The sequence below is a fragment of the Geodermatophilus sp. URMC 62 genome (assembly GCF_052931475.1).
On sequence record NZ_JBRFHY010000001.1, the window covers coordinates 1,845,950 to 1,868,655 of the forward strand.

Genomic DNA, 22,706 nt, shown 5'->3' on the forward strand with positions numbered 1-22,706 from the left:
GCGGAGCATGGAGCGGTGACCGACCGCAAGCCACCCGGCGTGTCCTTCGAGACCTGGGTCGAGCGGCAGATCAGCCAGGCGCAGGAGCGGGGGGAGCTCACCGGACTGCGCGGCGCCGGGAAGCCGCTGCCGGCGTTCGACCCCGACGAGACCGTCTACGACTGGGCGATCGCCAAGGCCCGCCGCGAGGGCATCCGGCCCGCCGACATGCTGCCCCCGGGGCTGGCGCTGCGCCGCGAGCGCGACGAGCTGCCGCAGCGGGTAGCGGGCCTGCCGTCGGAGGGCGCCGTCCGCGCCGTCGCCGAGGACTACAACGCCCGGGTCGAGGCCTTCTGGCGCCGTCCGCAGGAGAGCCGCTGGTCGCCGGTGCCGGGGCTGGCCGACGTCGAGGCGCTGGTCGAGGGCTGGTACCGGGACCGCCCACCGCCCCCACCCGCCGTCGAGGCCCCGCCCGCCCCGGCGCCGCGCCGCCGCTGGTGGCAGCGACGGCGCGGCTGAGCCGCGCGGGAGGAGGCGGCCAGGACCCCCGGGGCCTGAGCCTCCAGCCCGCGAGGCGGCCACCCCGGTTCCGCCGTCAGCGGAAGCGGCGCGGTCGCGATTGGGCCGGCGTGCGGACCGGGTACGCGATCCGCCGAGGCAGAGGAGGCCACCATGACCGAGGTACCGGGCACCGACCGCGAGCAGGCCAGGGAGCAGGTGCTGCGCGAGACCCCGCTCGTCCCCGAGGACGTCGAGGGCGCCGCCGACGACCCGCGCAGCGGCGGTCAGCAGGACCACACCGGCGACGAGGGCCAGACCGGCGACCAGGCCAAGCCGGCGCCGGGGAGCACCGACCCCGTTCCCTGAGCGCGACTCCCGTGCCCGAGGACCACGAGCGGCCGGACCCGACGCGGGGCGGCCCCGGTGCGGGCGGCGTCCCGGGGGTGCCGGCCCTGTCGCTGCCCGAGCAGCTGGTGCTGCTGGCCGTCGACCCCGACCGCGGCCGCCTCCGCGGGGCGCCGGTCGTCCACGTCGCCGTGGCCGGCGGTGTGGTGCTCGACCTGCTGGACGGCGGGGTCGCGGTCGTGCAGGACGGCGCGGTCCGGGTCCGCCACCCGGCCGCCGCCACTCCGTTGCCCGGCCCGCTGCAGGAGGCCGCCGTCGCCGCGGTCCCCGCCGGCGGCTCGTCGGACGTCCGCCGGTGGGTGCGCGACCTCGCCGCACCGCGGTTCCGGCTCGGGCAGCACGTCAAGGCCGGCCTGACGCAGCGCGGCGTGCTGCGCACCGGGTGGGGACTGCGGTTCGGGCTGGTCCCCGCCCGGCGCCACCACGTGCTGGACAGCGCGGCACGGGAGGAGCTGCTCGCCGGGTGCCGCGAGGCGCTGACCGGCACCGCGCCCCCGCCGCCGCGCGTGCGGGAGCTGCTCGTGCTCACCGGGGCCGCGGGACTGCTCCACCTGCTCGTCGACCGGTCGCAGCGGGCGGCCGCGCGCCAGCGGGTCGACCGGCTGACCCTCGAGGTGCCGGGCGCCGCCGCGGTCGCCAGGGCCGTCGCGGACGTCGGGGCGGAGGTGCGGGCGGCCGCGAGGAGGCGGGCCCGGGCCGCGGCGATCGCGGCGTCCACCGGCGGCACCCACGGCTCGTGACGGACCCCGCTCCACCGGCACCGAGGCCGCAGCGCGACCCGTCCGCCGGCGTCGTCGTGCTCTGCCCACACCTGTGGGCAGAGCACGAGGACGCCGGAGACCCCTACAGGACGTCGAACTCGTTGAACGCCGCCCCGCCGGACAGCCGCGCGTAGCCGGGGCCGCGGTCGAAGAACGGCTCCTCGCCGGTGCGGGCCGCCCGCAGCTCCGCACGCAGCGCGCCGGTGGCGGCCTCGTCGGCCGATCCGTCCTCGCGCAGCACGACGCCGTAGTCGGCGCGGGCGCCGTCGACCGACACCTTGCGCCAGGCGACGTCGCGCACGACCTCCTCCACCGGCCGCTCGAGCGGGTCGCCCCACCCGCCGCCGCCGGTCGTCCGGATGCGGACGACGGTGCCGGCCGGCAGCGGCTCGGCGTCGGCCAGCGCGTCGACGTCGTGCTCGTCCGGGCCGCCGGGGTCGACGGTCACCTGGAACGGCCGCCCGGCCCGCCCGCCGGCCACGCCCCAGCAGGACAGGATCGAGCGGTCGGCGATCGACATGAAGTGCGCGTCGCGCAGCACCCGGACGTGCTTCTCGTACCCGCAGCCGCCGCGGTGGCGCCCCGGCCCGCCGGAGTCCACGGCCAGGCCCAGCCGCTCCACCCGCAGCGGGAAGCGGGACTCGGTGAACTCGGTGGGCAGGTTCCGCGAGTCGGGGACGACGTGGATGGTGTCCTCGCCGTCGGCGTACCAGCGCCCGCCCGAGCCCCCGCCGAGCACCTCGCGCATGAGGTAGGGCTGCCCGTCGGAGTCGGTGCCGTAGAAGCCGGTGTAGCGGATCGTCTCCTGGTCGGCGGGCATCCGGCCGCCGGTCGCCTTGGCCAGCACCCCGGCGAGCACCCCGAGCAGCCGCAGGATGACGAAGGTGCGCGCGTTGGTCGGCGCCGGGAAGACCGGGGTGAGCAGGGTGCCCTTCTCCGGGAAGCGCATCTCGATGAGCGGGACGACGCCCTCGTTGACGTCGAGCTCGGCCATCCGCTCGGGCGTCTCGGCCAGGTTGCGCAGGACCGGCGCCAGCCACTTCTTGAGGAAGTTGCCGTCGGCGTGGTCGCCGCAGTGGTTGATCGGGCCCTTGGCCTGCGGGCCGGTGCCGGTGAAGTCGATGACCAGCGGGACGTCGGCGGAGCCGTCCATGGTCAGCGTGATGCGCTGCCGGTGCAGCTTCGGCGGGTCGACGCCGTCGTGCTCGGCGTAGTCCTCCCAGACGTAGGTGCCGTCGGGGATCTGCGAGAGGACCTCGCGCCGGTAGACCTCGGTGGAGCTGGCGAGGACCGCGTCGAAGCACGCCTCGACGGCGGCCACGCCGTAGCGGTCGAACAGCTCCCCGAGCCGCCGCGCCCCGGCCAGGCAGGCCGAGCACTCGGCGTCGAGGTCGGCGGCCAACGAGTCGGGCATCCGCGAGTTGCGGGTCATGATCGTCAGCGCCGCCTCGTTGCGGACGCCGCGGTCCCACAGCTTGATCGGCGGGACCATCAGCCCCTCCTCGAACACGCTGGTCGCCGCGCTGGGCATCGACCCGGGGACGGACCCGCCGATGTCGTCGTGGTGCCCGAACGCCTGCACGAACGCCACCACGGTCGGCGTCCCGTCGACGTCGGCGAACACCGGCACCGTGACGCACAGGTCGGGCAGGTGCCCGATGCCCCCCTCGGAGAGGTAGACGTCGTTGTGGAAGAAGACGTCGCCGGGCCGCATCGTCGCGATGGGGTGGTCGCGGACGACCGGGTGCACCAGCGCCGAGTACGAGCGCCCGGTGAGCTTGCGCAGCCGCCGGTCGTGGATGCCGGCGCGGAAGTCGTGCGCGTCGCGGATCATCGGCGAGCGCGAGGTGCGCCCGATGGAGGTCTCGACCTCCTTCTCGATCGCCGCCAGCGTGCCGGCGACGATCTCCACGAGCACCGGGTCGGCGGGCGTTCCGTCGGTGCGGCTCATCGGGCGGCCCTCTCGACCAGCAGGTTGCCGTGGCGGTCGACGGTCGCGGTGAAGCCGGGGTGCAGCGGCACCGTCGAGCCGAACTCCTCCACCACCGCTGGGCCGGTCACCACGTCGCCGGGCGCCAGCAGCCTGCGGTCGTAGGTGGGCGTCGGCGACCACCCGTCGAAGCAGACCGGCCGTGAACCGGTGACGGCGCGGGAGACGTCGCCGTCGCGGGCGGGCAGCTCCACCACGTCCGGACGGCGGATCGGCCCGATCCCGCTCACCCGCAGGTTCACCCACTCGACGGCCTGGCGCGGGTCGCCGGCGAGGTCGTAGCCGTAGAGCCGGCGGTGCGCGGCGTGGAAGGCGGTGGCGACGCCGTCGGCGGCCGCGGGCGTCAGCTCACCGTCGGGCACCGGCACCCGCACCTCGAAGGCCTGGCCGACGTAGCGCAGGTCCGCCGTCCGCCGCACCACCTGCTCGCCGCGCGCGAACCCCTCGCCGTCCAGCGACTCCCGCGCCCGCTCCTCCAGGCCGGCGAACAGGCCGCGGACCCGGTCGCGGTCGAGGTCGGCGTGCCGGCTGACGGCCGTCTGCACGTGGTCGTTGCGGACGTCGACCGTCAGCAGCCCGAAGGCACTGACGGTGCCCGGGTCCGGCGGCACGAGCGTGCGGGGGAGACCGAGGACGTCCATGAGCCGGCAGGCCAGCAGTGAGCCCGACCCGCCGAAGGTGGTCAGCGTGAAGTCGCGGACGTCGAGGCCGCGGGCCACGGTCACCTGGCGCAGCGCGTTGGCCTGGTTCCACGCCGAGATCTCCAGGATGCCCAGCGCCGTCCGCTCCAGTGACAGCCCGAGCTCCTCGCCGAGCGTCTCCAGCCCGGCGCGGGCGGCGTCCACCGACAGCGGGATCTCCCCACCCAGCAGGTGCGGGGGGATGCGGCCGAGGACGACGTGCGCGTCGGTGACCGTCGGCTCGCTGCCGCCCGAGGGGTAGCACATCGGCCCGGGGTCGGCGCCGGCCGAGCGCGGGCCCACCTTGAGCGTCCCCTCCGGTGAGAGCCAGGCGATCGAGCCGCCGCCGGCGCCGACGGTGACGACGTCGATCATCGGGATCTTCGACGGGTAGGCGCCCACCGAGCCCTCGGTGGTGAGCGCCGGCTCGCCACCGACCACCACCGTGACGTCGGTCGAGGTGCCGCCGCCGTCGAGGGTGAGCACCCGGTCGAAGCCCGCGGTCCCGGCGAGCAGCGCGGCGCCCAGCGCCCCGGCGGCCGGCCCGGAGAGCATCGTGGTGATCGGCTGGTGCACGACCTCCTCGGCCGACAGGACGCCGCCGTTGCTCTTCATCACGTAGAACGGCACCCCGGGCGCGACGCCGTCGAGCCGCTCCCGGATGGCGGTGACGTACGCGCCCACCCGCGGCTTGACCGCCGCGTCGACCAGCGTGGTCACCGAGCGCTCGTACTCGCGGTACTCGCGCAGCACCTGCGAGCTGATCGAGACGACGGCGTCGGGGTGTTCCGCGGAGAGCGCGTCGAGCACCGCCCGCTCGTGCGCGTCGTTCGCGTAGGAGTGCAGGAGGCAGACGCCGATCGTGTCGACCCCCGCGGCGCGCAGGGAGCGGGCCGCCGCGACGGCGTCGTCCCGGCACAACGGGCGGACCTCCGCGCCGGTGGGGTCGAGCCGGCCACGCACGGTGCGCACCAGGTCGGCCGGGACGATCCGCGGCGGCTTGACCCAGAAGTAGCTGTTGCCGTAGCCGTCGGGCACCGACTGCCGGGCGATCTCCAGCACCGACTCGTAGCCCTCGGTGGTGATGAACCCGATCCGGTCGAGCCGGCCCTCGAGCAGCTGGTTGGTGGCGACCGTCGTGCCGTGGCTGACCGCGGTCACCGCCCCGCCGTCGAGCCCGAGCAGCCCGAGCACCTTGGCGACCCCGGCGAGGAAGCCCTCCGCGGGGTCGGCCGGCGTGGACGGCGTCTTGGTGGTGGTCGTCGCCCCGGTGTCCTCGTCGACGGCGACGACGTCGGTGAAGGTGCCGCCGGTGTCGATGCCGATCCGCACCCGGCGGGTCCCTGCCATGCCCGATACCTTAGGGCTGAGGTACCTCGTGGGGAAGGCGCCGCCCGCCGCCCGGCCGGCGCCGTGCAGAGGCGGCCGCTACCCCTCGGTCCCGCCGTCGGTGGAGCCGGCGGAGCGGCCGGCGTCCTCGACCGCGGCCCCGGCGGGGTCGGGGCGTTCGACGTCGTCCCCGCCGGGACGCTCGGCACCGCCCGTGCCGGCCTCGACGTCGCTGTCGTCGAAGCCGCGCAGCGCGTCGTCCGGTGCCAGGAAGGCGTCGTCGGGACCGGTCATGGCTCCTCCTCGGTCGGTGGGGACGTCCTCGGGCAGCACCCCGCGGAGCGGCCGGGGCGCCGGCGGCTCCGGTGACCGCGTCCCGTCCCACCGGGGCGCACGGCTCGACCGCCAGGGTCAGTGTCGAGCCGGCCGGGCGCGGCCGCCAGGCGCTCGCCGACGACGTCCGCGCGCAAGGGGGGCCACTGCCGCGTGGCATCGACGCCGGCGCGACGTCCGTGGTGTCATGCAGTGCCGGCGCCCACGGGGGGTGCGCCGTCGGAGGAGGCGAGATGGCGACCGGTCACACGACGGACCGCACGGGCCCCGGGCCGGACGGCCCGGACCGCCGCCCGGCCGGCGGCGGTCCCGACTCGCGAGGCTGAGTGGACGGCCGGCTGGCCCGCGAGTTCGTCGAGGGCACCGACGCCCTCGTCTGCGTGGTGGACGGGAGCGGGCGGATCCTGCTGGCCAACCCGGCGCTGCAGCGGTTCACCGGGCGGGCACCGGGTGAGCTGCTCGGCCGCGTGTTCGTCGACGTCCTCGTCGTCCCCGAGCACCGGGAGCTCGCGCGCGACGCCGTCGAGCGGGCCATCGCGACCGGCCGTGCCTACCCGCAGGAGGGCGACTGGCTGACCGCCGACGGCGGGCGGCGGCTGGTGTCGATGCGGAACAACGTGCTCACCGACGACGACGGCCGGCCCTACGCGGTGGCCTGCGTGGGCCTCGACGTCACCGACCAGCGGCGGTGGGAGGCGCAGCTGTCGGAGCGGGCGCGCACCGACCGGCTGACCGGCATCCCCAACCGCGGCGCGTTCTTCGAGGAGCTCGACCGGTCCCTGGCCTCCGGGGCCACCGAGGTGTGCGGCGTCCTGTTCTGCGACCTCGACGGCTTCAAGGTGGTCAACGACGTCCACGGCTACGCGGCCGGCGACGCCGTCCTCATGGAGGTCGCCGCGCGGCTGCGCGCGTTGACCGGGCCCGACGAGGTGGTCGCCCGGTTCGGCGGCGACGAGTTCGTGGTGCTCTGCCCGGGCTGCGACGACGAGGCGCTGGCCCGGCTGGCCGACCGCGTGGAGGAGCAGGCGGCCGCCCCGGTGCCCACCGCGGCCGGCCCGCTCGTGGTCGGGGTGAGCGTCGGCCGCGCCCTGGGGCGGCCGGGGGAGACGCCCGACGCGGTGATCGCCCGCGCCGACCGGGCGATGTACGGGGCAAGACCCGTCAGCGCCGGCGCGCGGAGCGCTGAACGACCCCGCGACGGAGGCTCAGCGGCGGGAGCGGCCGATGCCGGTGGCGTACAGGACGGCGAGGACGGCCCCGGACGGCGCCAGCCAGATGAACCAGGGGTAGACGTCGTCGTCGCTGCCGAGCGAGACCAGCGTCCACACCACGAGGTTCACGGCGAGCACGCCGGCCCAGACGGTGGCCAGCACGCGCATCGTGGTGCCGCCGGGGGTGGCGGCGAAGACCCGGTGCCGCGGCGCGGGCGGCGGCGGGGGCGGCGGCTCGGGCAGGTCGCGGGTGACCCGGTCGAGCTCCCCGCGGGTGCGCGCCGCCCACACCGCCTGCACCCGCTGGTCGAACTCGTGCAGGTCGAGCTGGCCGTGGCTGACCGCCCGGCGCAGGTGCTCCTGCGCCGCCGCCCGCTCGACGTCGGACACCCGCAGCTCCTGGGTGCGGACCGGTTCCGTCATGGCCTGATCGTGGCACCGATGCCCCCCGCGCGGGTCCGCCGACCGGTGGACGGCGGGTCCGCTGATCCGCCGCCGAGCGCTGCGCAGGCCCGTCAGGCGACGTCGACGTCCTTCAGCGGGACGCCGCGGAACCCGGCCAGGCGCTCGGCCTGCTCCTCGACGGCGGCCCGGACGGCGGGGGAGAACGGCACCCACGGCTCGACGGCCACCGTCAGCGACGACCCGGCCTTCCGCGGCCGCCACAGGCCCACCAGCTCGCCGTGGTGCAGCACCGCGCCCGGCCGGCCCAGCGTCGGCCACAGCGCCTTCCGCCGCGCCGGGTCGGCCACCAGCGTCTCGCGGTCACGGCCCTGCAGGAACAGGTCGAACGGGCCGAGCAGCCGGGTGACGGCGGGCGGCGGGCTCCCGAGCCGGTCGGCGTCGGCGGCCGGCAGCCAGCGGCGCTGCCCGTCGACCTCCACCGCCACGACGTCGTCGGGCCAGTGCGCCCGGACGTCCTGCACCGGCGCGTCGAGGTAGCCGGCGACGTGCTGCGGGGTGGCCGGGCCGAGCAGGCGCAGGTACCCGCGGACGACGTCGAGCCGCGCGGGCACGCTCTCGGCCGGCGCGAACCCCGGGATCGGCCGCAGCACCGGCGGCGAGGTGCCGGGCTCGAGCTCCAGCCCCGCCCGCAGCGCGGCGAGCCGGAACGGCTGCTCGTAGAGGTGCACCGCACCGCAGGGCCGGCAGGAGCGGTTGTAGGGCTCCTCCATCGCGTCGGACAGCGCCCGCGACACGGCGCCCTTGACCATCGGGGTGGTGACGATGTCCCGCATCCGGTCCGCGATCCGGTCCAGCGCGGTCAGGACCGGGATGCCGGCCGCCCGCAGGGGCCGGGCGGCGTCGAACACGCGCGTGGCGGCGTCGGCCTCGGAGAACGGCGCGGTCGCGGCGGCGACGCCGGGCAGGTCGGCCCGGCGGTACAGGTGCGGTGCGCCGCGGACCGTCCACACGGTGGCCAGCTCCCCGGGTCCGGGGACGACGCCGCGGACCGCCAGCGCCCACAGCCCGCCGTCCGGGCCGGTGTCCTGCACGCCGAGGTCGAGGACGGCGGTGTCGGCGACCGTGCCGGCGTCGCGGTCGAGCTGCTGGGCGGCGACCCGGTGGGCCAGGACGTCGCGGGCGGTGGCGGAGAGCGGCACGCTGCGCACCGTAGGCGCGGGCAGGGACGGAGTCCTCCTAGCCTGGCGCGGTGCTCGACGGCCCGGTCACCTTCCGTCCGCTCACCCGCGCCGACCTCCCGCTGCTCGCCCGTTGGCTGGAGGAGCCGCAGGTGGCCCGCTGGTGGGCGCACGAGACCACGCCCGAGGCGGTCGAGGCCGACTTCGCCCCCGGCATCGACGGCCACGACAACACCCAGGTGTGGGTGGTGTGCACCGGCGGCCGCCCGGTCGGGGTGGTGCAGCGCTACCGCCTCTCCGACGAGCCCGAGTACCTCGCCGAGCTCACGCCGGTGGTCGACGTCCCGCCGCGGGCGCTGTCGATCGACTACCTGATCGGCGAGCCCGACGTCCGGGGCGGGGGAGCGGGCGCGGCGGTGCTGCGGGCCTTCGTCGCCGACTGCTGGGCGGCGTACCCCGACGCCGACGCCGTCCTGGTGCCGGTGGCCGCGGGCAACGTCGCGTCCTGGCGGGCGCTGGAGAAGGCCGGGTTCACCCGCGTCGCCGAGGGCCCGCTGACGCCGGACAACCCGGTCGACCCGCCCGACCACGTCGTCTACCTGCTGCGCCGGCCGGGCGACGGCGACCCCACCGGATAGGACCCCGGCGCGCGGCCGCCGCTCACCGCGGGACGGCCACGCCGGCGGGCCAGGCGCAGCAGCAGGTCGGTGTGCCCCGAGCCCGGCCCGTAGAAGAGCCCGAAGCGGAGCACCACGCTGCTCGTCGGCCGCCCAGGCCGACGGGCGCAGGAACGTCGACGGCGAGGGGATCGCGGTGGCGACCGCGGCCCACCCTGCCCGAGGACGCGCGCCCCCGGTAGGGCCGGCGGCGCGGGGCGGACGGGTGCCGCTCAGGCGGGGAGGAGTCCGGGGTGCGCGAGGCCGGGCGGCCGGGACCCGGGAACAGCGGGCTTCGGGCCGGCGGGGGCGAGGGCCTCCGGTGGCCCGGGACGGCCGAAGTGCCAGCCCTGCCCGAGGTCGACGCCGAGCCCGAGCAGCGCCGCGGCCTCGTCGGCGGTCTCGATGCCCTCGGCGACCACGGTGACGCCGCAGCCGTGGCCGAAGGTGACCAGCGACTCGACCAGCTTGGTCAGCACGGGGTCGGTGGTCAGGCCGCTGACGATGCTGCGGTCCATCTTGATGACGTCGGGGGCGGTGACCACGATGTGCCGCAGCGAGGAGAACCCGGCGCCGACGTCGTCGATGGCCAGCCGCATGCCCCCGGCGCGGAAGGGCAGCAGCGCGCTGCCGAGGGCGTCGTAGTCCGCGACCGGGTCGTGCTCGGACAGCTCGAGCAGGACCCGGTGCAGCGGCAGGGTGTGCAGCAGCGCGGAGAACTCCGGCGTCAGCAGGGTCTGCGGCGAGACGTTCATCGCCACGTAGCCGTCCACGCGGTCGAGGTGCTCGGCGGCGCGCCGCAGGGCCAGCAGCTCGACCTCGTGGCCGCGGCCGATGCTGTGCGCCTCCTCGAAGACGACGTCGGGGCCCTTGCCCCAGTCGGCGGGGAAGCGGCTGAGCGCCTCGGCGCCCACGCGGTCCCCGGTGGCCAGGTCGACGATCGGCTGCAGGACGACGGTCGGCCCACCGGAGGTGACCAGCGGGTCGAGCCGGCCGTCGATGTCGTCGCGGCGCTGCTGCGCGCGGAGCTCGGGCTCGATGATCACCGAGGCGGCCGACGCGAGGACCTTCATGAGGGCCTCGTCGCGTCGGGTGAGCTCCTTGTCGGAGGTGAACCCGAAGGCGCAGAACGTGCCGTAGAGGCTGCCGTCGGACAGCCGGACCGGCGTCGAGACGTAGCTGCGGATCCGCGGGATGCGCGCCGAGGGCAGCGACATCGCCAGCGGGTACCGCTTCACGTCGTCGATGACGGGGGGCAGGTCCCCGTCGAGGATCTTCTGGCAGAACGACGTCTCCTGGACGACCTTCGCGCCCTCCTGGACGAGGACCGGCACGCGGGTGTCGACCACCTCCAGGTGCTGGGTGGTCCCGTCCATGCGCGTCAGGAACGCCACGGGCATGTGCAGCGACGTCCTCGCCGTGCGCAGCAGGTCGGCGATCCGCTGCTCGGCGTCGGTGCGCTTCCTGGCCATCGTGTGCTCCCGTCCGGAGGGTCCTCCTCTGCATCGACGCAGGGGGCGGACACCTGGAACGGCCGGGAGCCGACCTCACCCGGACCGGTGAGACGGTCCGGCGGGCGCCTCCCGGGAGGGACGGGGGAGACGCCTGCGCCGGGGGCCCGCTCCCGCTGCTGAGAGGGGCCCACGGCGGTCAGGGGATCAGTACCAGTTGTTCGCCTGGTGGAAGTCCCAGGCGGCGCAGGAGCTGCCGTACCGGTTCTCGATGTAGATCAGGCCGGCGTCGATCTGCCGGTAGGGGTCCGACGTCTTGGCGATGCCGGTGCTGGCCCACGTGGAGTCCAGGAACTGCGCGATGCCGTAGGCGGTGCTGGTGGGGTTCTGCGCGTTGGGGTTCCACCCGCTCTCGGCCTCCCAGAGCTTGTCGAGGCAGCCGAACTGGGTGCTGTTCCCGACCTGGCCCGCGGCGTAGTCCTTGTACGCCTGCTCGCCGGTGGCGGCCGGTGCCGGCGCGGGGGCCGGCGCCGGGGCGGGCGCGGGGGCGGGAGCAGGCGCGGGGGCCGGCGCCGGTGCGGGGGCCGGCGCGGGAGCAGCCGCGGGTGCGCCGTCCCGGTTGCCGCCCCACTGCCCCGTGGAGCCGCGGTCGCCCGGGTTCCACTCGTCGGCCTGCGCGACCGCCTGCCCGCCGAAGGCGAGGCCGAGGGTCATGACCCCCGTGGCGGTCAGCAGGAGCAGGGCGCGGCGGCGCGGCGGCGCGGCGGCGGGGGCGTTCTGGGCACAGGTGTGCTCGACAGCGGTGCGTGCGTGCATGGAGACGTCCTCCTGGAGACGCGGTCACCGTCGATCGGTGCCGCGGCGGTCGGGATGGGCTGCGGGCACCACGCCGTGCGCGCGGTGCCCGGGCGGGCAGGGCTCGACAGCCGGGCGTGCGGCAGCGGCCGGACGCGGGGCCCGGCGGACGGCGCCGTACGACGGCTGGTGCGTGCAGGTGGACAGGCGGGAGCGCGATGGTCCCGGACCTGGACGCGCAGGGGCGGTGCCCCAGGCGCGAGTGATCTCCGTTCTCCCCGGGCCGCCTACCAGGTGAGCTGACGGGTTCGGGCTGGGAGTGCCCTACCCGCTCCCGGCGACGGCCGGGAGCGGGACTCACCCCGGTGGTACTGGTGGGTCCCCGGCTCGCGCCCACGGTGTGGACGCGACTCGGCGGCATCCGGCAGGGAGCCCCCGGGACGGGGGCGAGACGCCCGGCCGGACGCCGAAACGCTAAGGACGGGACCGGTCCGTGACAATCTCGTGACCTGAAACGGGTCGGCCCGCGGCGCGACAGGCCGACGCCACGCCCGGGATCGCGCTCGGGACGTCACGCCGCGCGACCACCGGGGGCCGGACGCACGGCGACCGCCGGGACCCAGCGGTCCCGGCGGTCACGGTGCCGGCAGCGTGCGGTGTCAGGCGTTCCAGGGCGGCGCCCCACGCCGGAAGTCGGCGGCGGGGTGCTGGTCGGAGACGAGGCCGACCACGTTGCCGAAGGGGTCGACGACGGCCGCACTGACCACCGGCCCGTGCGGCGTGAGGGGGATGTACTCCTTGGCGCCCATCGAGGCGAGCCGCTCGAGGACGGCGTCGAGGTCGTCCACCCACCAGTTCCCGATCACGCCGCCCGGCTCGAACGCCGCGCTGAACGGGGCGGCGGTGCGGGCGGCGATCGCCAGGCGGGTCCTCTCGTCGAGGTCGAACGCGGCATAGCTCAGCCGCCCGTCGGGTCCGGGCCGGGTGAAGGTGGGCCCCGAGCCCAGGAACTCCGTGTACCAGGCCGTGGCCGCGACCACGTCGTCGGCCCAGTAGGTGAGCGACGCGATCCCGCGCAAGCTCATGGTGAGACCTCTTTTCGGTCGGTCGGCATCGTCAGTCCCCGGGTGTCCAGTCCGGGGCCGTCCAGCGGTGGAACACCCGGGCAACCGAGTCGCGTGGGGTCTGCCACGTCTCCGGGTTGTACGGGCTGACGTAGGGGGCGAGGTCGGCCATCACCTTGGCGAAGGCCGGTCGCATCGACTCGTGGTTCTCCCGCACGGCCGCGGCCTTGACGCGGTCCTGCTCCAGGAGGTGCACGAAGACGTCCTCCATCGAGTACAGCCAGCGGCCGGTGACGCCGGTCTCCGTCGGCAGCCCGCCGGCGTCGGACTCGGCGAACACCCGCGCGATGGCCTCCTCGGTGCCCGGCTTCATCCGCTGCACGATGACGGTCATCTCCCGGTCGGGGGAGACCTCACCCTCGGGCACCCACGAGTAGAACTGCTTGGCCACGGAGTGCGACGGGTTCTGCCAGTAGCTCGGGTAGGGCGTCACGTAGGGGGCGATGGCCTCGGCGATCGCCTGGAACGCCGGCAGGCCGCGGCGCTGCCCGGAGACCTCCGGGTCCTCCTTGCGCTCGATGACGTGCAGGTACAGGCCCTCGTAGGAGAGCAGGACGCGCCCGACGACGCCCATGTCCTGCGGCCGGGTCGTCCGGTCGTAGTAGGCGAACACCGGCCCCACCTTGTCCTCGGTGCCGGGTGCCATCCGGCAGACGATGACGTTGCGGAACGGCCGCCACGACGCCGAGGACCAGCTGGCGGGCGCCGTGGACGTGTTCGTGAACTCGACCGTGTCGTTCGCCCAGGGCGGTTCCGTGGGCGTCGTCGAGGCGTCGGCCGCCGGGTCGGCCGACGGCGTGGCCGACGTGCTGGTCGACGTGCTGGTCGACGGGGTCGTCTGGGTCATCGCGTGCCTCCAGGGACGGGAGTGGGGGTGAATCGGAGGGGGAGTTCCAGCAACCCGCGGAAGGCCGAGGCCGCGGGGAGCCACTGCAGGTCCTCGACGGGGACGTCGAGGCGCAGGTCGGGGAGGCGCACGAGGATCCGCCGCAGTGCGGTCGTCGCCTCCAGCCGGGCCAGGGCGGTGCCCAGGCAGTAGTGGATGCCGTGGCCGAAGGCCAGGTGCGAGGTGGGACCCCGGCTCAGGTCGAGCTCGTCCGGGTCGGCGACCAGCGCGGGGTCGTGGTTGGCCGCGCTGAGCACGATGGTGACGATCGAGCCCGCCGGGACGGCGACCCCGCCGATCTCGAGGTCCTCGGTGGCGAAGCGGAAGCTCGACACCGGCACCGACCCGTCGAAGCGCAGCAGCTCCTCCACGGCGTCCGGGATCCGGGAGGGGTCCTGCAGCAGCTCGGCCAGCTCCTCGGGGTGGGTCAGCAGCGCCACGACGGCGTTGCCGAGGAAGTCCGACGTCGTCTGGTAGCCGGCGAACAGCAGCAGGAAGGCGCTGGAGACCAGCTCGGCCTCCGAGAGCCGGCCGTCCCCGTCGCGGGCGGCGATCAGGGCGCTGACCAGGTCCTCGCCGGGCTGCTCGCGCTTGGTGGCGACCAGGCCGGTGAAGTACGCGTGCAGCCGTGACTGCGCCTGCCCGATGGCGGCCCGGTCCTCCTGGGGGCTGCGTCCGCCGGTGCCGACGGTCCGGATGACCTGGGTGCCGGCCAGGATCTCCTCGTGGTCGGACTCGGGGATCCCGAGCAGGTCGCCGATGACCGCCAGCGGCAGCCGGAGGGCGAAGTCGTCCACGAAGTCGGTGGCGCCGCGCGGTGCGATCCGGTCCAGCAGGCCCTCGACGATCTCCTCCACGCGGGGCCGCATCGCCTCGATCCGCCGCGGGGTGAACGCCTGGGTCACCAGGCGGCGCAGCCGGCTGTGCTCGGGCGGGTCGGAGTTGAGCATGTTGGTGTTGATCTGGCGCGCCTTCTCGCCGAACACCGCCAGGTAGGTGTCCCCGGCTCGGTACAGGTCCTTGGACAGCCGCGGGTCCGACAGCGCCTGCTTGGCGTCGTCGTAGCGGGTGACGAGGAAGGAGTCGAAGCGCGGCGTCCGCACCTTCACGACCGGGCGCTCGGCGCGCAGCCGGGCGTAGACCGGGTAGGGGTCGGCGCGGAACTCGGGCGTGTAGATCTCCGCGCCGGGGACGACGTCGTCCGCCGTGCTCGGTGCGGGGTCAGCGGTCTGCGTCATGGGTCTCCCTCGGGTGGGCGTGGGGGTGCGGTCGGGTCACTGCGCGAAGACCCCCGCCAGGTGGTCGCGCAGGGCGTCCTCGTCCAGCGGGCGGCTGCGGAAGCCGACGTGGCCGTCGGGGCGGACCAGGTAGGCCGCCGTCCCCGCGCCCGCAGTGCCGTAGGCGGCGGCGAAGGCCCCTCCGGCGTCGCGGACGACGGGCAGGTCGACCAGCGGGGGCACCCGGGCGTCGGGGGCCGCGAGGAGGTAGGCCGTCACCTCGCCGCGGGTCTGCTGCCGCACACCGACGGCGAGCTTCTCCAGGGCGAGCACCTGCTCCTCCGGGACGCCCGCGTCGGCGTGCAGCAGCAGCGTCGAGCGGGTGCCGCGGGTCAGGTCGAACAGCCGCAGGGGGTGGGCCACGCCGAAGCGCCGCAGCCCCTGCACGTCCGGCGCCCGGTGCCCGGGTTCCGGCCCGGCGGGGAAGCCGCCGGGGGCCGTCTCGCCGACCAGCGGGCTGCCGGCGTAGTTCATGGTCATCTGCATCTCGAGCAGGAACTGGGCCTTCTCGTCGGCCATGTCCATCTCATCGGTGAACGCGATGGCCACGGCCCGGTCCACGATCATCTTCCCGGCGGGACGGCGCTCGGCCTCGTAGCTGTCCAGGAGCCCGGGCGCGGCCTCCCCCCGGACGGCGAGGGCGAGCTTCCAGCCGAGGTTCCAGGCGTCCTGGATGCCGGTGTTCATCCCCTGCCCGCCGGCCGGCGGGTGCAGGTGCGCGGCGTCGCCGGCGACGAACACCCGCCCCTCGCGGTAGCGGTCGACGATGCCGTGCTTGATCCGGAAGATCGACGACCAGCGCAGGTTGCTCGCCGTCGTCCCGGGCGGCCCCAGGTCGTCGATCGCGGCCTGCATGTCGGCCAGCGTCGGCGGCTCGTACTCCTGCCAGAACCCGGGTGGGACGACGCCGGAGCCGACCGCCTCCTGCCACCGCTCGGGCGCCAGGGTCGCGATCCGGTAGCGGTTGCGGCCCTTGAGCGGGACGCAGACGAGCATCCCGGTGAAGTCGTCCTCCTCGATCCGCACGAAGCGCACCAGGTGCCCGGCCGGCAGGTCCCAGTCGACGTCGACGTCGCCGAGCATGAACAGCTGCGGGAACATCGACAGGCCGCCCTCGAAGGAGAGCCCCAGCCCCGACCGGACGGCGCTGTGCGCCCCGTCGCAGCCGACCAGGTACTGCGCCCGGGTGGTCTCCTCCCCACCGTCGACGTGCCGCAGCCGCGCGGTGACGCCCTCGTCGTCCTGGGCGAAGGCGACCAGCTCCACCCCGCGCTCGACGACCACGCCCAGGGAGGCCAGCCGGGCGCCGAGGATGCGTTCGGTGTCGTACTGCGGGAGCCCGAGGTGGGCGTAGGGCAGCTCGTCGAGGCCGGCCCAGTCGACCTGGTGGGTCTGCACGCCGTTGACGAACACCGTCTGGCCGTACAGCCAGATCCCGGCGTCCATCGCCTCGGTGACGATGCCCTGGTCCTCCCAGATCTCCATCGTCCGGCAGTGGATGCCGATCGCCTTGTCCGCCTGGGTGGAGGCCTCGGGCCGCTTGTCGACGACGCGGACGGCGACGCCGCGGCGGGCCAGCTCGATCGCGTGGGTCAGGCCGGCCGGCCCGGCGCCGACGACGAGCACCTCGACCGCTCGCCCGGCCGTGCGCGCGACGTCCCCGAGGTCGGCCGCGGCCGGCAGCGGCGCCGCCGCGACGTGCCCGTCGTCCGGCTTCTCCACGAACTCCTGCACGCTGGCGCTGGGCACCGTGCTCACCGGCGGGCCGGCCAGCACCTCGAGGTCCGGCTCGGGCGTCACGGGGACGGCGGCGGGCAGGGCGTCGGGCACGGTGTCGGGCGCGGCGTCCGGCACGGTGTCGGGCACGGTGTCGGCGGTCGCCGACGGCGGCTCGGGGCGCACGCGCAGCGCGAAGACCCGGCGGTCCTCGCCCCGGGCCAGCCAGCGGCCCAGCGGCCCGGCGGCCCAGTTCGCCGGCTCCGCCGTCCAGTCGGTGAAGTGCTGCTCGGAGTCCCACTCGGCGACGACGTGGTAGCGGCGTCCGTCGGCCTCGCGCAGCAGCTCCTCGCGGGCGTGGCCCGGGGCGCTGCGGGCGAGCTGCGCGGCGGCGAGGTAGGCGAGCTCGAAGGCCTCCTGCTCCCAGCTCTCGACGGCGACGGCGCTGTCCACGCGCACCCGCTCCACCTCGACGTCCCCGCCGGGGGAGAGCAGCGGCGGGAAGTCCGCGTCGGCGTCGGGCCGCCGGCGGATCTCCAGCACCTCGCGCCGGAACTCCACCGAGTGCCACCGCGCCAGCGGCGCGCCGGCCGCCATGTGGGACGGGTCCTCGACCCAGGCCACGAAGTCGGCCTCGGACTCCCACTCGGCGAAGATGTGGTACCGCAGGCCGGCGGCGTCGCGCAGCAGCTCCTCGCGCACGTACCCGCGGGAGTCGCCGATCCGCTCGGTGACCGTGGTGTACGCGCGCTCGAAGGCCACCTGCTCGCCGGGCTTGACGCTGGTGGAGAAGTCGATGCGCACCGGCCGGGGCCGCTCGGCCGGCACGGTCGCGAGGACGGTGAAGGTCGAGCGGGTGGCGTCCTCGCGCAGGTCGCGCAGCGCCTCGGTCAGCGTCTCGCGGGCGGCGCTGCGGCCGAAGGCGTCCACCGACGCCCGGTCGGTCCAGTCGCTGACGATGGCGAACCAGCGCGGGTCGGCCTCGTCGCGCATCAGCTCCTGGCGCAGGTTGCCCGGCACCCGGCTGATCTCCGCGGCGGCCTGCCGCCAGGCGGCCTCGAACGCGGCCTCGCAGCCCTCCTGCGCGCGCATCCGCAGCAGGGTCCGCACGGCCGCCGGGGTGCCGGCCTCCGGCGCCGCCGTCATGCCGCCCCCTCCGCGCGGGCCACGCCGGGGACCACGGCCAGCACCTCGTAGGTGTTGCGGGCCGCGTCCTCGCGCAGGTCGCGCAGCGCCTCGGTCAGCGTCTCGCGGGCGCTGCTGCGGCCGAACCCGTCGACCGCGGCCCGGTCGGTCCAGTCGCTGACGATGACGAAGGTGCGGGGGTCGTCGGCGTCCCTCACCAGCTCCTGCCGCACGTTGCCCGGCACCTGGCTGATCTCCGCGGCGGCGCGGCGCCAGGCGGCCTCGAACGCCGCCTCGCAGCCCTCCCGCGTCCGCATCCGCAGCATCGTCCGGACGGCGGCGTCCCCGGCCGTCACGTCGGGTCCTCCTCGGGCCGGTGCCGGCGCAGCACGAGGCTGCTGTTGAAGCCCCCGAAGCCGCGGGCCAGGACGACGACGACGTCGAGCTCGCGCTCGCGGTTCTCCCGCACGAGGTCCAGCCCGTACTCGGCCACCGGCTCGTCGACGTTGCCGGTCGCCGGGATCACGCCGTCGCGCATCGCCAGCAGGGCGGTCGCCACGTTGAGCGCCGACCCGCCGGCCATCAGCCGGCCGGTCCAGCTCGACGGCGCCGTCACCGGCACGCCGTGCTCCCCGAACACGCCCGTGATCGCCTGCGCCTCCAGCGCGTCGAGCTCCGGCACGCCGGCGCCGTCGGCCACCACCAGGTCGACGTCCTCCGGCCGCACGCCGGCGTCGGCCAGCGAGATGCGGATGGCCCGCGCGTACTGGGTGGCGTCGGGGGCGGCGTCCTCGTGGTGGTGGGCGTCGTGCGTGGCGCCGTAGCCGACGACCTCGCCCCACACGTGCTGCGCACCGCGGGCCCGCGCGGCGTCGGCCTCCTCGACCAGCAGGATGGCGCCGCCCTCGCCGACGACGTGGCCGTTGGCCCGCCGGTCGAAGGGCTTGTAGGCGTCCTCGGGGCGGGTGGCGGTCGACAGCCGCCCGCTGGTCGCCTGGCACAGCAGCGCGTACGGCGTCATGCCGGCCTCGGTGCCGCCGACGAGCACGGCGGGGGTGCCGCGGCGCGCCACGCGCCGCGCCCAGCCGATGCTGTCCAGGCCGCCGGCGCCCTCGCTGACGACGACGCCCGAGGGCCCCTTGTAGCCGTCGCGGATCGACACCTGGCCGGTGCTGGCCGCGTAGAACCAGGCGATCGACTGGTAGGCGCCCACCGACTTGGGCCCCTTGGCCCACAGCCCCTGGATCTCGTGCTGGCTGAACTCGTTGCCCCCCGAGCCCGCGGCCAGGAAGACCGAGGTCGCGTAGGCCTCCTCGGGCGGCACGTAGCCGGCGTCCTCGGCGGCCAGCGTGGCCGCCGCCAGCGACATCCAGGTCCAGCGGTCGGTCTGCACCTTCAGCTGGGAGGCGACGTACTGGTCGGGGTCGAAGTCGTGCACCTGCCCGGCCAGGGAGATGCCGTACTTCGAGGGGTCGAAGCCCTCGATCGGGCGCACCCGCAGCTCCCCGCGCAGCACGCAGCGCCAGTGCTCCTCGACGCCGACGCCGGTGGGGGCGACGACGCCGATGCCGGTGACCAGCAGCCGCGTCGTCCGCCCGCGCCGGTCGGGGATGATGGCCCGCCCCGTGGGTGCGGTGTCGCGGGCGGGGCCGGCCACCTCGGCGACGACCCCCTCCTCGCTCAGGATGGTGGGGTCGGCTGTCATGAGGCCCTCCTGTCGGGCTTGGCCAGCACGATGGCCGACTGGAACCCGCCGAACCCGCTGCCGACGGAGACGGCGACGTCGACCTTGTGGTCGCGGGCGGTCCTGGGCACGTAGTCGAGGTCGCACTCGGGGTCGGGCACCTCGTAGTTGGCCGTCGGCGGCACGACCTGGCGCTGCACGGCCAGTGCGGTGGCGGCGATCTCGATGGAGCCGATCGCGCCGAGGGAGTGCCCGACCATCGACTTCAGCGAGCTCATCGGCACCTTGTAGGCGGCCTGGCCGAGGCTGAGCTTGACCGCGGCCGTCTCGTGCCGGTCGTTCTGCTTGGTCCCCGAGCCGTGGGCGTTGACGTAGCCGACCTCCGCGCCGTCGATCCGGCTCTGGGAGAGCGCCTGGTCCAGCGCCTCGGCCATCTCCACGCCGTCGGGGCGCAGCCCGGTCATGTGGAAGGCGTTGCAGCGGTTGGCGTAGCCGGTGACCTCGCAGTAGATCTCCGCCCCGCGGCGCTGGGCGTGCTCGAGCTCCTCGAGGACCAGCACCGCGGAGCCCTCGCCCATCACGAAGCCGTCGCGGCGGGCGTCGAAGGGCTTCGAGGCGTGCTCGGGGTCGGCGTTGTTGGCCGTGGTCGCCCGGATGGTGTCGAAGCAGGCCATCGAGATCGGGGAGATGGGCGCGTCGCTGGCGCCGGCGATCACGACGTCGGCGTCGCCGTCCTCCACCAGCTGGCTGCCGTACCCCACCGCGTCGATGCCCGAGGTGCAGCCGGTGGAGACCACCGTCGCCGGGCCCTGCGCCTTGAAGCGCACCGCGAGCTCGGTGGCCCCGCAGCTGGGCACGAGGGCCTGGTGCAGGAACCGCGAGGCGTAGCGCGGGTCGACCAGCCAGTGGCTGCCCGCGTCGCTGACGTTGACGTACTCGTTCTCCAGCCGCATGGTCGCGCCGACGGCGCTGCCGAGGGTGACCCCGACCCGCTCGGGCTCCGGCGCGTCCGGCGCGTCGCCCACGCCCAGGCGCAGCCCGCTGTCGGCGACCGCCTCGTCGGCGGCCACCATCGCGAACTGCACGAAGCGGTCGTTGCGGTACACCTCGTGGGCGCTCAGGCCCAGCTTGCGCGGGTCGAAGTCGACCTCGGCGGCCACCTGCGACCGGAAGCGGCTGGGGTCGAAGAACGTGATCCGCCGGGTCGCCGTCCGCCCCGCCGTGATCATGTCCCAGAACGCCTCGCGGCCGACGGAACCCGGTGCGACGACCCCGATCCCGGTGACGACGACCCGGCGACGGTCCGCGCTCACCGCACGCCCGGGGGGAGCTCGGTGTCGACGTGGCCCAGTTCCGGCCGCGGGGCCAGCGGGCCGCAGAGGAACACGAAGAACGCCGTCGTCGAGGTGTCGTTGACGATCCGGTGCTTGACGCCGATCGGGATGTGGACGGCGGACTCGGCGGTCAGCCGCCGCTCCTCGCCGTTCAGCGTGACCAGGACGTCGCCGGTCTGGCAGTAGAGGAACTCCTCCGAGTACGGGTGCCAGTGCTCGGTGACGACCTCTCCCGGCTCGAGGGTGAGCGTGCCCATGAAGCCGGCGGTGGAGCCGACGCTCGTGGGGGAGAGCAGGACGCGGATGTCACCGCCACGCCGGCGGTTGGGCGGCGCCTCGGCGCGGGACACCGTCGGTCCGACGTGCACGGCGGACGGGGCGTGCTGGATGGTGGTCATGTCTTTCCTCCGGTGGGGGCCGGGCCCGCGGTCGCGGGCTCCGGTCGGTCGGTCGGCAGCGGCGCGTCGGGTCCTGCAGCGAGGTGTACGGGGAGGTCGGGGACGACCTGGCGGACCAGGGGGCCCAGGACGGGGGCGGGGGCGATCTCGACGACCGTGGTGGCGCCGGCCTCGACCAGCGCGCGGGACGTCGCCTCCCACTGCACCGGCGAGGTGAGGTGGTCGCGCAGGCACCGGGCCAGGTGCTCGGGGTCGCGCGTGGGCCGGCCGTCGGCGTTGGGCACCACCGGCACGTCGGGCTCGGACCACTCGAGGTCGGCGAACGCGGGGGCGAGGTGCCGGGCGACCGGCTCCATCAGCGGGCCGTGGCAGGCGGCGCGCCCGGGCAGCCGGACCAGGTCCAGCCCGGCGGCGAGCACGGCCTCCCGCGCCCGGGCCAGCTCCTCGCACCGGCCCGAGAGCACGACCTGCGCGGGTCCGTCGACCGACGCGACCGACAGCGCCCCCGTGCCCCCGAGGTCGGCGACGACGGCCCGGGCGACGTCGCCGGCGCGCGGCCCGACGACGGCGGCCATGCCCGCGCAGGACGGGCGCGGCGACAGCGACAGCAGCTCGGCGCGCCAGTGCACGAGCTCCACCACCTGGTCGAGCGGCAGTGCGCCGGCGGCGACCAGGGCGGCGTACTCGGCGACGCCGTGCCCGGCGACGACGACCGGCCGCAGGCCGCGGGCGGCCAGGCTGCGGAAGCCCGCGACCCCGCTGACCACGACCTCGACGTGCGCCGCCACCGGGTCGGAGAGGTTCAGCGGGTCGCGCCACCAGTCGGCCACGTCCCGCCCGACGACCGCCGAGGCCTCGGTCACGACCTCCCGGGCCGGCTCGTCGCCGAGCCAGGCGTCGACCGCGCCGGCGCGGGCGCCGCTCTCGCCCGCGATGACGACGGCGACCCCGGGACGGCCGGTCACCGCGCCGACTCCGGGTTCCCGGCGGCCGCCTCCACCTTCTCCTTGATGATCCCCATCTGGATCTTGGAGTTGCCGTCGATCCGCCGCGTCATGCCCTCGGTGTCGATCGGCGCCTGCGGGCGCATCCGGAAGTCCTGGATCCAGCGCATCCGGGTACCGCTGCCCTCCGGGGCGTAGGTCCAGCGGATGTCCATGAACTCGAAGGGCCCGGGCTCGACGCGGCGGGCGGTCACCTCGTGGGTCGCCGGGTCGAGGGTGCGCTCGGACACCCAGCTCCAGACCTTCCCGTTCTCGTCCGGGTGCATCGTGAGCCGGAACTTGAAGTACGTGTCGGTCGACTCGAGGATCTCGACCTCGGCGTACTCGGTGAACAGGTCCGGCCACGTGGGCAGGTCGTTGGTCATCTGCCAGACGTGGTCGATCGGGGCGTCGATGTAGATGGAGTTGTCGGTGTGCCCGGCGGTCTGCGTGCCCGGCTCGGTGGTGCTGCTCACAGGTTCCCTCCTGAGGGATCGACGAGGTG

General features: G+C 75.5%; 22 protein-coding genes, 1 pseudogene and 1 riboswitch. Of the genes and pseudogenes, 6 read left to right on the forward strand and 17 right to left on the reverse strand.

Annotated elements, in window-relative coordinates; genetic code table 11:
* Positions 1 to 15 precede the first annotated feature (15 nt).
* From ACU616_RS08850 to ACU616_RS08860, 3 genes are all read left to right on the forward strand, one after another.
* A complete protein-coding gene (locus tag ACU616_RS08850; RefSeq protein ID WP_446758103.1) occupies positions 16 to 498 on the forward strand; it encodes a DnaJ family domain-containing protein in 483 nt (160 codons plus the stop codon).
* A gap of 153 nt (positions 499 to 651) precedes the next feature.
* Positions 652 to 846 (forward strand): hypothetical protein, encoded by a 195-nt coding sequence (locus ACU616_RS08855; RefSeq protein ID WP_446758104.1) that lies wholly within the window; start codon positions 652 to 654, stop codon positions 844 to 846.
* An 11-nt stretch (positions 847 to 857) separates the two neighbouring features.
* Positions 858 to 1,625: a GOLPH3/VPS74 family protein gene (locus tag ACU616_RS08860; RefSeq protein ID WP_446758105.1), complete on the forward strand. Its 768-nt coding sequence runs from the start codon at positions 858 to 860 to the stop codon at positions 1,623 to 1,625.
* A 103-nt stretch (positions 1,626 to 1,728) separates the two neighbouring features.
* On the opposite strand, the gene ACU616_RS08865 is transcribed toward ACU616_RS08860, so the two are convergent.
* The 3 genes from ACU616_RS08865 to ACU616_RS08875 all read right to left on the reverse strand — a co-directional run bounded on the left by ACU616_RS08865 (position 1,729) and on the right by ACU616_RS08875 (position 5,939).
* Complete coding sequence (locus tag ACU616_RS08865; RefSeq protein WP_446758106.1) at positions 1,729 to 3,597, reverse strand: hydantoinase B/oxoprolinase family protein; 1,869 nt, start codon at positions 3,595 to 3,597, stop codon at positions 1,729 to 1,731.
* Entirely contained in the window at positions 3,594 to 5,666 is a 2,073-nt protein-coding gene (locus ACU616_RS08870; protein ID WP_446758107.1) for a hydantoinase/oxoprolinase family protein, read from the reverse strand. Before ACU616_RS08870 ends, ACU616_RS08865 begins: the two co-directional genes overlap by 4 nt.
* A gap of 78 nt (positions 5,667 to 5,744) precedes the next feature.
* Entirely contained in the window at positions 5,745 to 5,939 is a 195-nt protein-coding gene (locus tag ACU616_RS08875; protein WP_446758108.1) for a hypothetical protein, read from the reverse strand.
* A gap of 422 nt (positions 5,940 to 6,361) precedes the next feature.
* Here ACU616_RS08875 and ACU616_RS08880 point away from each other — a divergent pair.
* Positions 6,362 to 7,075 (forward strand): annotated as a pseudogene (locus ACU616_RS08880) (GGDEF domain-containing protein); the annotation flags it as partial.
* Between the two features lie 108 nt (positions 7,076 to 7,183).
* On the opposite strand, the gene ACU616_RS08885 reads toward ACU616_RS08880, so the two are convergent.
* Positions 7,184 to 7,612, reverse strand: coding sequence for a DUF1707 SHOCT-like domain-containing protein (locus ACU616_RS08885; protein ID WP_446758109.1), 429 nt, complete (start codon positions 7,610 to 7,612; stop codon positions 7,184 to 7,186).
* Between the two features lie 92 nt (positions 7,613 to 7,704).
* The gene (locus ACU616_RS08890; RefSeq protein WP_446758110.1) at positions 7,705 to 8,793 is read right to left on the reverse strand and encodes a winged helix DNA-binding domain-containing protein; all 1,089 of its coding nucleotides are present in this window, start codon (positions 8,791 to 8,793) and stop codon (positions 7,705 to 7,707) included.
* A gap of 50 nt (positions 8,794 to 8,843) precedes the next feature.
* Here ACU616_RS08890 and ACU616_RS08895 point away from each other — a divergent pair, with 50 nt between their 5' ends.
* Positions 8,844 to 9,410, forward strand: a complete 567-nt coding sequence (locus tag ACU616_RS08895) for a GNAT family N-acetyltransferase (protein WP_446758111.1) — start codon at positions 8,844 to 8,846, stop codon at positions 9,408 to 9,410.
* A 251-nt stretch (positions 9,411 to 9,661) separates the two neighbouring features.
* On the opposite strand, the gene ACU616_RS08900 is transcribed toward ACU616_RS08895, so the two are convergent.
* The 4 genes from ACU616_RS08900 to ACU616_RS08915 form a co-directional block, all read right to left on the reverse strand.
* The gene (locus ACU616_RS08900) at positions 9,662 to 10,900 is read right to left on the reverse strand and encodes an EAL domain-containing protein (RefSeq protein WP_446758112.1); all 1,239 of its coding nucleotides are present in this window, start codon (positions 10,898 to 10,900) and stop codon (positions 9,662 to 9,664) included.
* Positions 10,901 to 11,086: 186 nt separating this feature from the next.
* A complete protein-coding gene (locus ACU616_RS08905) occupies positions 11,087 to 11,695 on the reverse strand; it encodes an aggregation-promoting factor C-terminal-like domain-containing protein (RefSeq protein ID WP_446758113.1) in 609 nt (202 codons plus the stop codon).
* Positions 11,696 to 11,943: 248 nt separating this feature from the next.
* A riboswitch (cyclic di-AMP (ydaO/yuaA leader) is annotated at positions 11,944 to 12,101 on the reverse strand.
* Between the two features lie 232 nt (positions 12,102 to 12,333).
* Positions 12,334 to 12,759: a VOC family protein gene (locus ACU616_RS08910; protein WP_446758114.1), complete on the reverse strand. Its 426-nt coding sequence runs from the start codon at positions 12,757 to 12,759 to the stop codon at positions 12,334 to 12,336.
* A 31-nt stretch (positions 12,760 to 12,790) separates the two neighbouring features.
* A complete protein-coding gene (locus ACU616_RS08915) occupies positions 12,791 to 13,444 on the reverse strand; it encodes a TcmI family type II polyketide cyclase (RefSeq protein ID WP_446758115.1) in 654 nt (217 codons plus the stop codon).
* A gap of 10 nt (positions 13,445 to 13,454) precedes the next feature.
* On the opposite strand from ACU616_RS08915, the gene ACU616_RS08920 reads away from it, so the two are divergent.
* On the forward strand, positions 13,455 to 13,676 hold the full coding sequence (locus tag ACU616_RS08920; RefSeq protein WP_446758116.1) for a hypothetical protein: 222 nt from the start codon (positions 13,455 to 13,457) through the stop codon (positions 13,674 to 13,676).
* On the opposite strand, the gene ACU616_RS08925 is transcribed toward ACU616_RS08920, so the two are convergent.
* Genes ACU616_RS08925 through ACU616_RS08960 form a run of 8 tightly spaced genes read right to left on the reverse strand, consistent with a single transcriptional unit; the run spans position 13,642 to position 22,677 of the window.
* Complete coding sequence (locus ACU616_RS08925) at positions 13,642 to 14,922, reverse strand: cytochrome P450 family protein (protein WP_446758117.1); 1,281 nt, start codon at positions 14,920 to 14,922, stop codon at positions 13,642 to 13,644. The two genes, ACU616_RS08920 and ACU616_RS08925, sit on opposite strands and share 35 nt — an antisense overlap.
* Positions 14,923 to 14,958: 36 nt before the next feature.
* Positions 14,959 to 17,823, reverse strand: coding sequence for an FAD-dependent monooxygenase (locus ACU616_RS08930; protein WP_446758118.1), 2,865 nt, complete (start codon positions 17,821 to 17,823; stop codon positions 14,959 to 14,961).
* A complete protein-coding gene (locus ACU616_RS08935) occupies positions 17,820 to 18,158 on the reverse strand; it encodes an antibiotic biosynthesis monooxygenase family protein (RefSeq protein WP_446758119.1) in 339 nt (112 codons plus the stop codon). The genes ACU616_RS08930 and ACU616_RS08935 overlap by 4 nt, the downstream gene beginning before the upstream one ends.
* Positions 18,155 to 19,507 carry a beta-ketoacyl synthase N-terminal-like domain-containing protein gene (locus ACU616_RS08940; protein ID WP_446758120.1) on the reverse strand — a complete coding sequence of 451 codons (1,353 nt, stop codon included), beginning with the start codon at positions 19,505 to 19,507 and terminating at the stop codon, positions 18,155 to 18,157. Before ACU616_RS08940 ends, ACU616_RS08935 begins: the two co-directional genes overlap by 4 nt.
* The gene (locus tag ACU616_RS08945; RefSeq protein WP_446758121.1) at positions 19,504 to 20,799 is read right to left on the reverse strand and encodes a beta-ketoacyl-[acyl-carrier-protein] synthase family protein; all 1,296 of its coding nucleotides are present in this window, start codon (positions 20,797 to 20,799) and stop codon (positions 19,504 to 19,506) included. The genes ACU616_RS08940 and ACU616_RS08945 overlap by 4 nt, the downstream gene beginning before the upstream one ends.
* Positions 20,796 to 21,218 carry a cupin domain-containing protein gene (locus ACU616_RS08950; RefSeq protein WP_446758122.1) on the reverse strand — a complete coding sequence of 141 codons (423 nt, stop codon included), beginning with the start codon at positions 21,216 to 21,218 and terminating at the stop codon, positions 20,796 to 20,798. Before ACU616_RS08950 ends, ACU616_RS08945 begins: the two co-directional genes overlap by 4 nt.
* Positions 21,215 to 22,183, reverse strand: coding sequence for an ACP S-malonyltransferase (locus ACU616_RS08955; protein ID WP_446758123.1), 969 nt, complete (start codon positions 22,181 to 22,183; stop codon positions 21,215 to 21,217). Before ACU616_RS08955 ends, ACU616_RS08950 begins: the two co-directional genes overlap by 4 nt.
* The gene (locus ACU616_RS08960) at positions 22,180 to 22,677 is read right to left on the reverse strand and encodes an SRPBCC family protein (RefSeq protein ID WP_446758124.1); all 498 of its coding nucleotides are present in this window, start codon (positions 22,675 to 22,677) and stop codon (positions 22,180 to 22,182) included. Before ACU616_RS08960 ends, ACU616_RS08955 begins: the two co-directional genes overlap by 4 nt.
* Positions 22,678 to 22,706 lie beyond the last annotated feature (29 nt).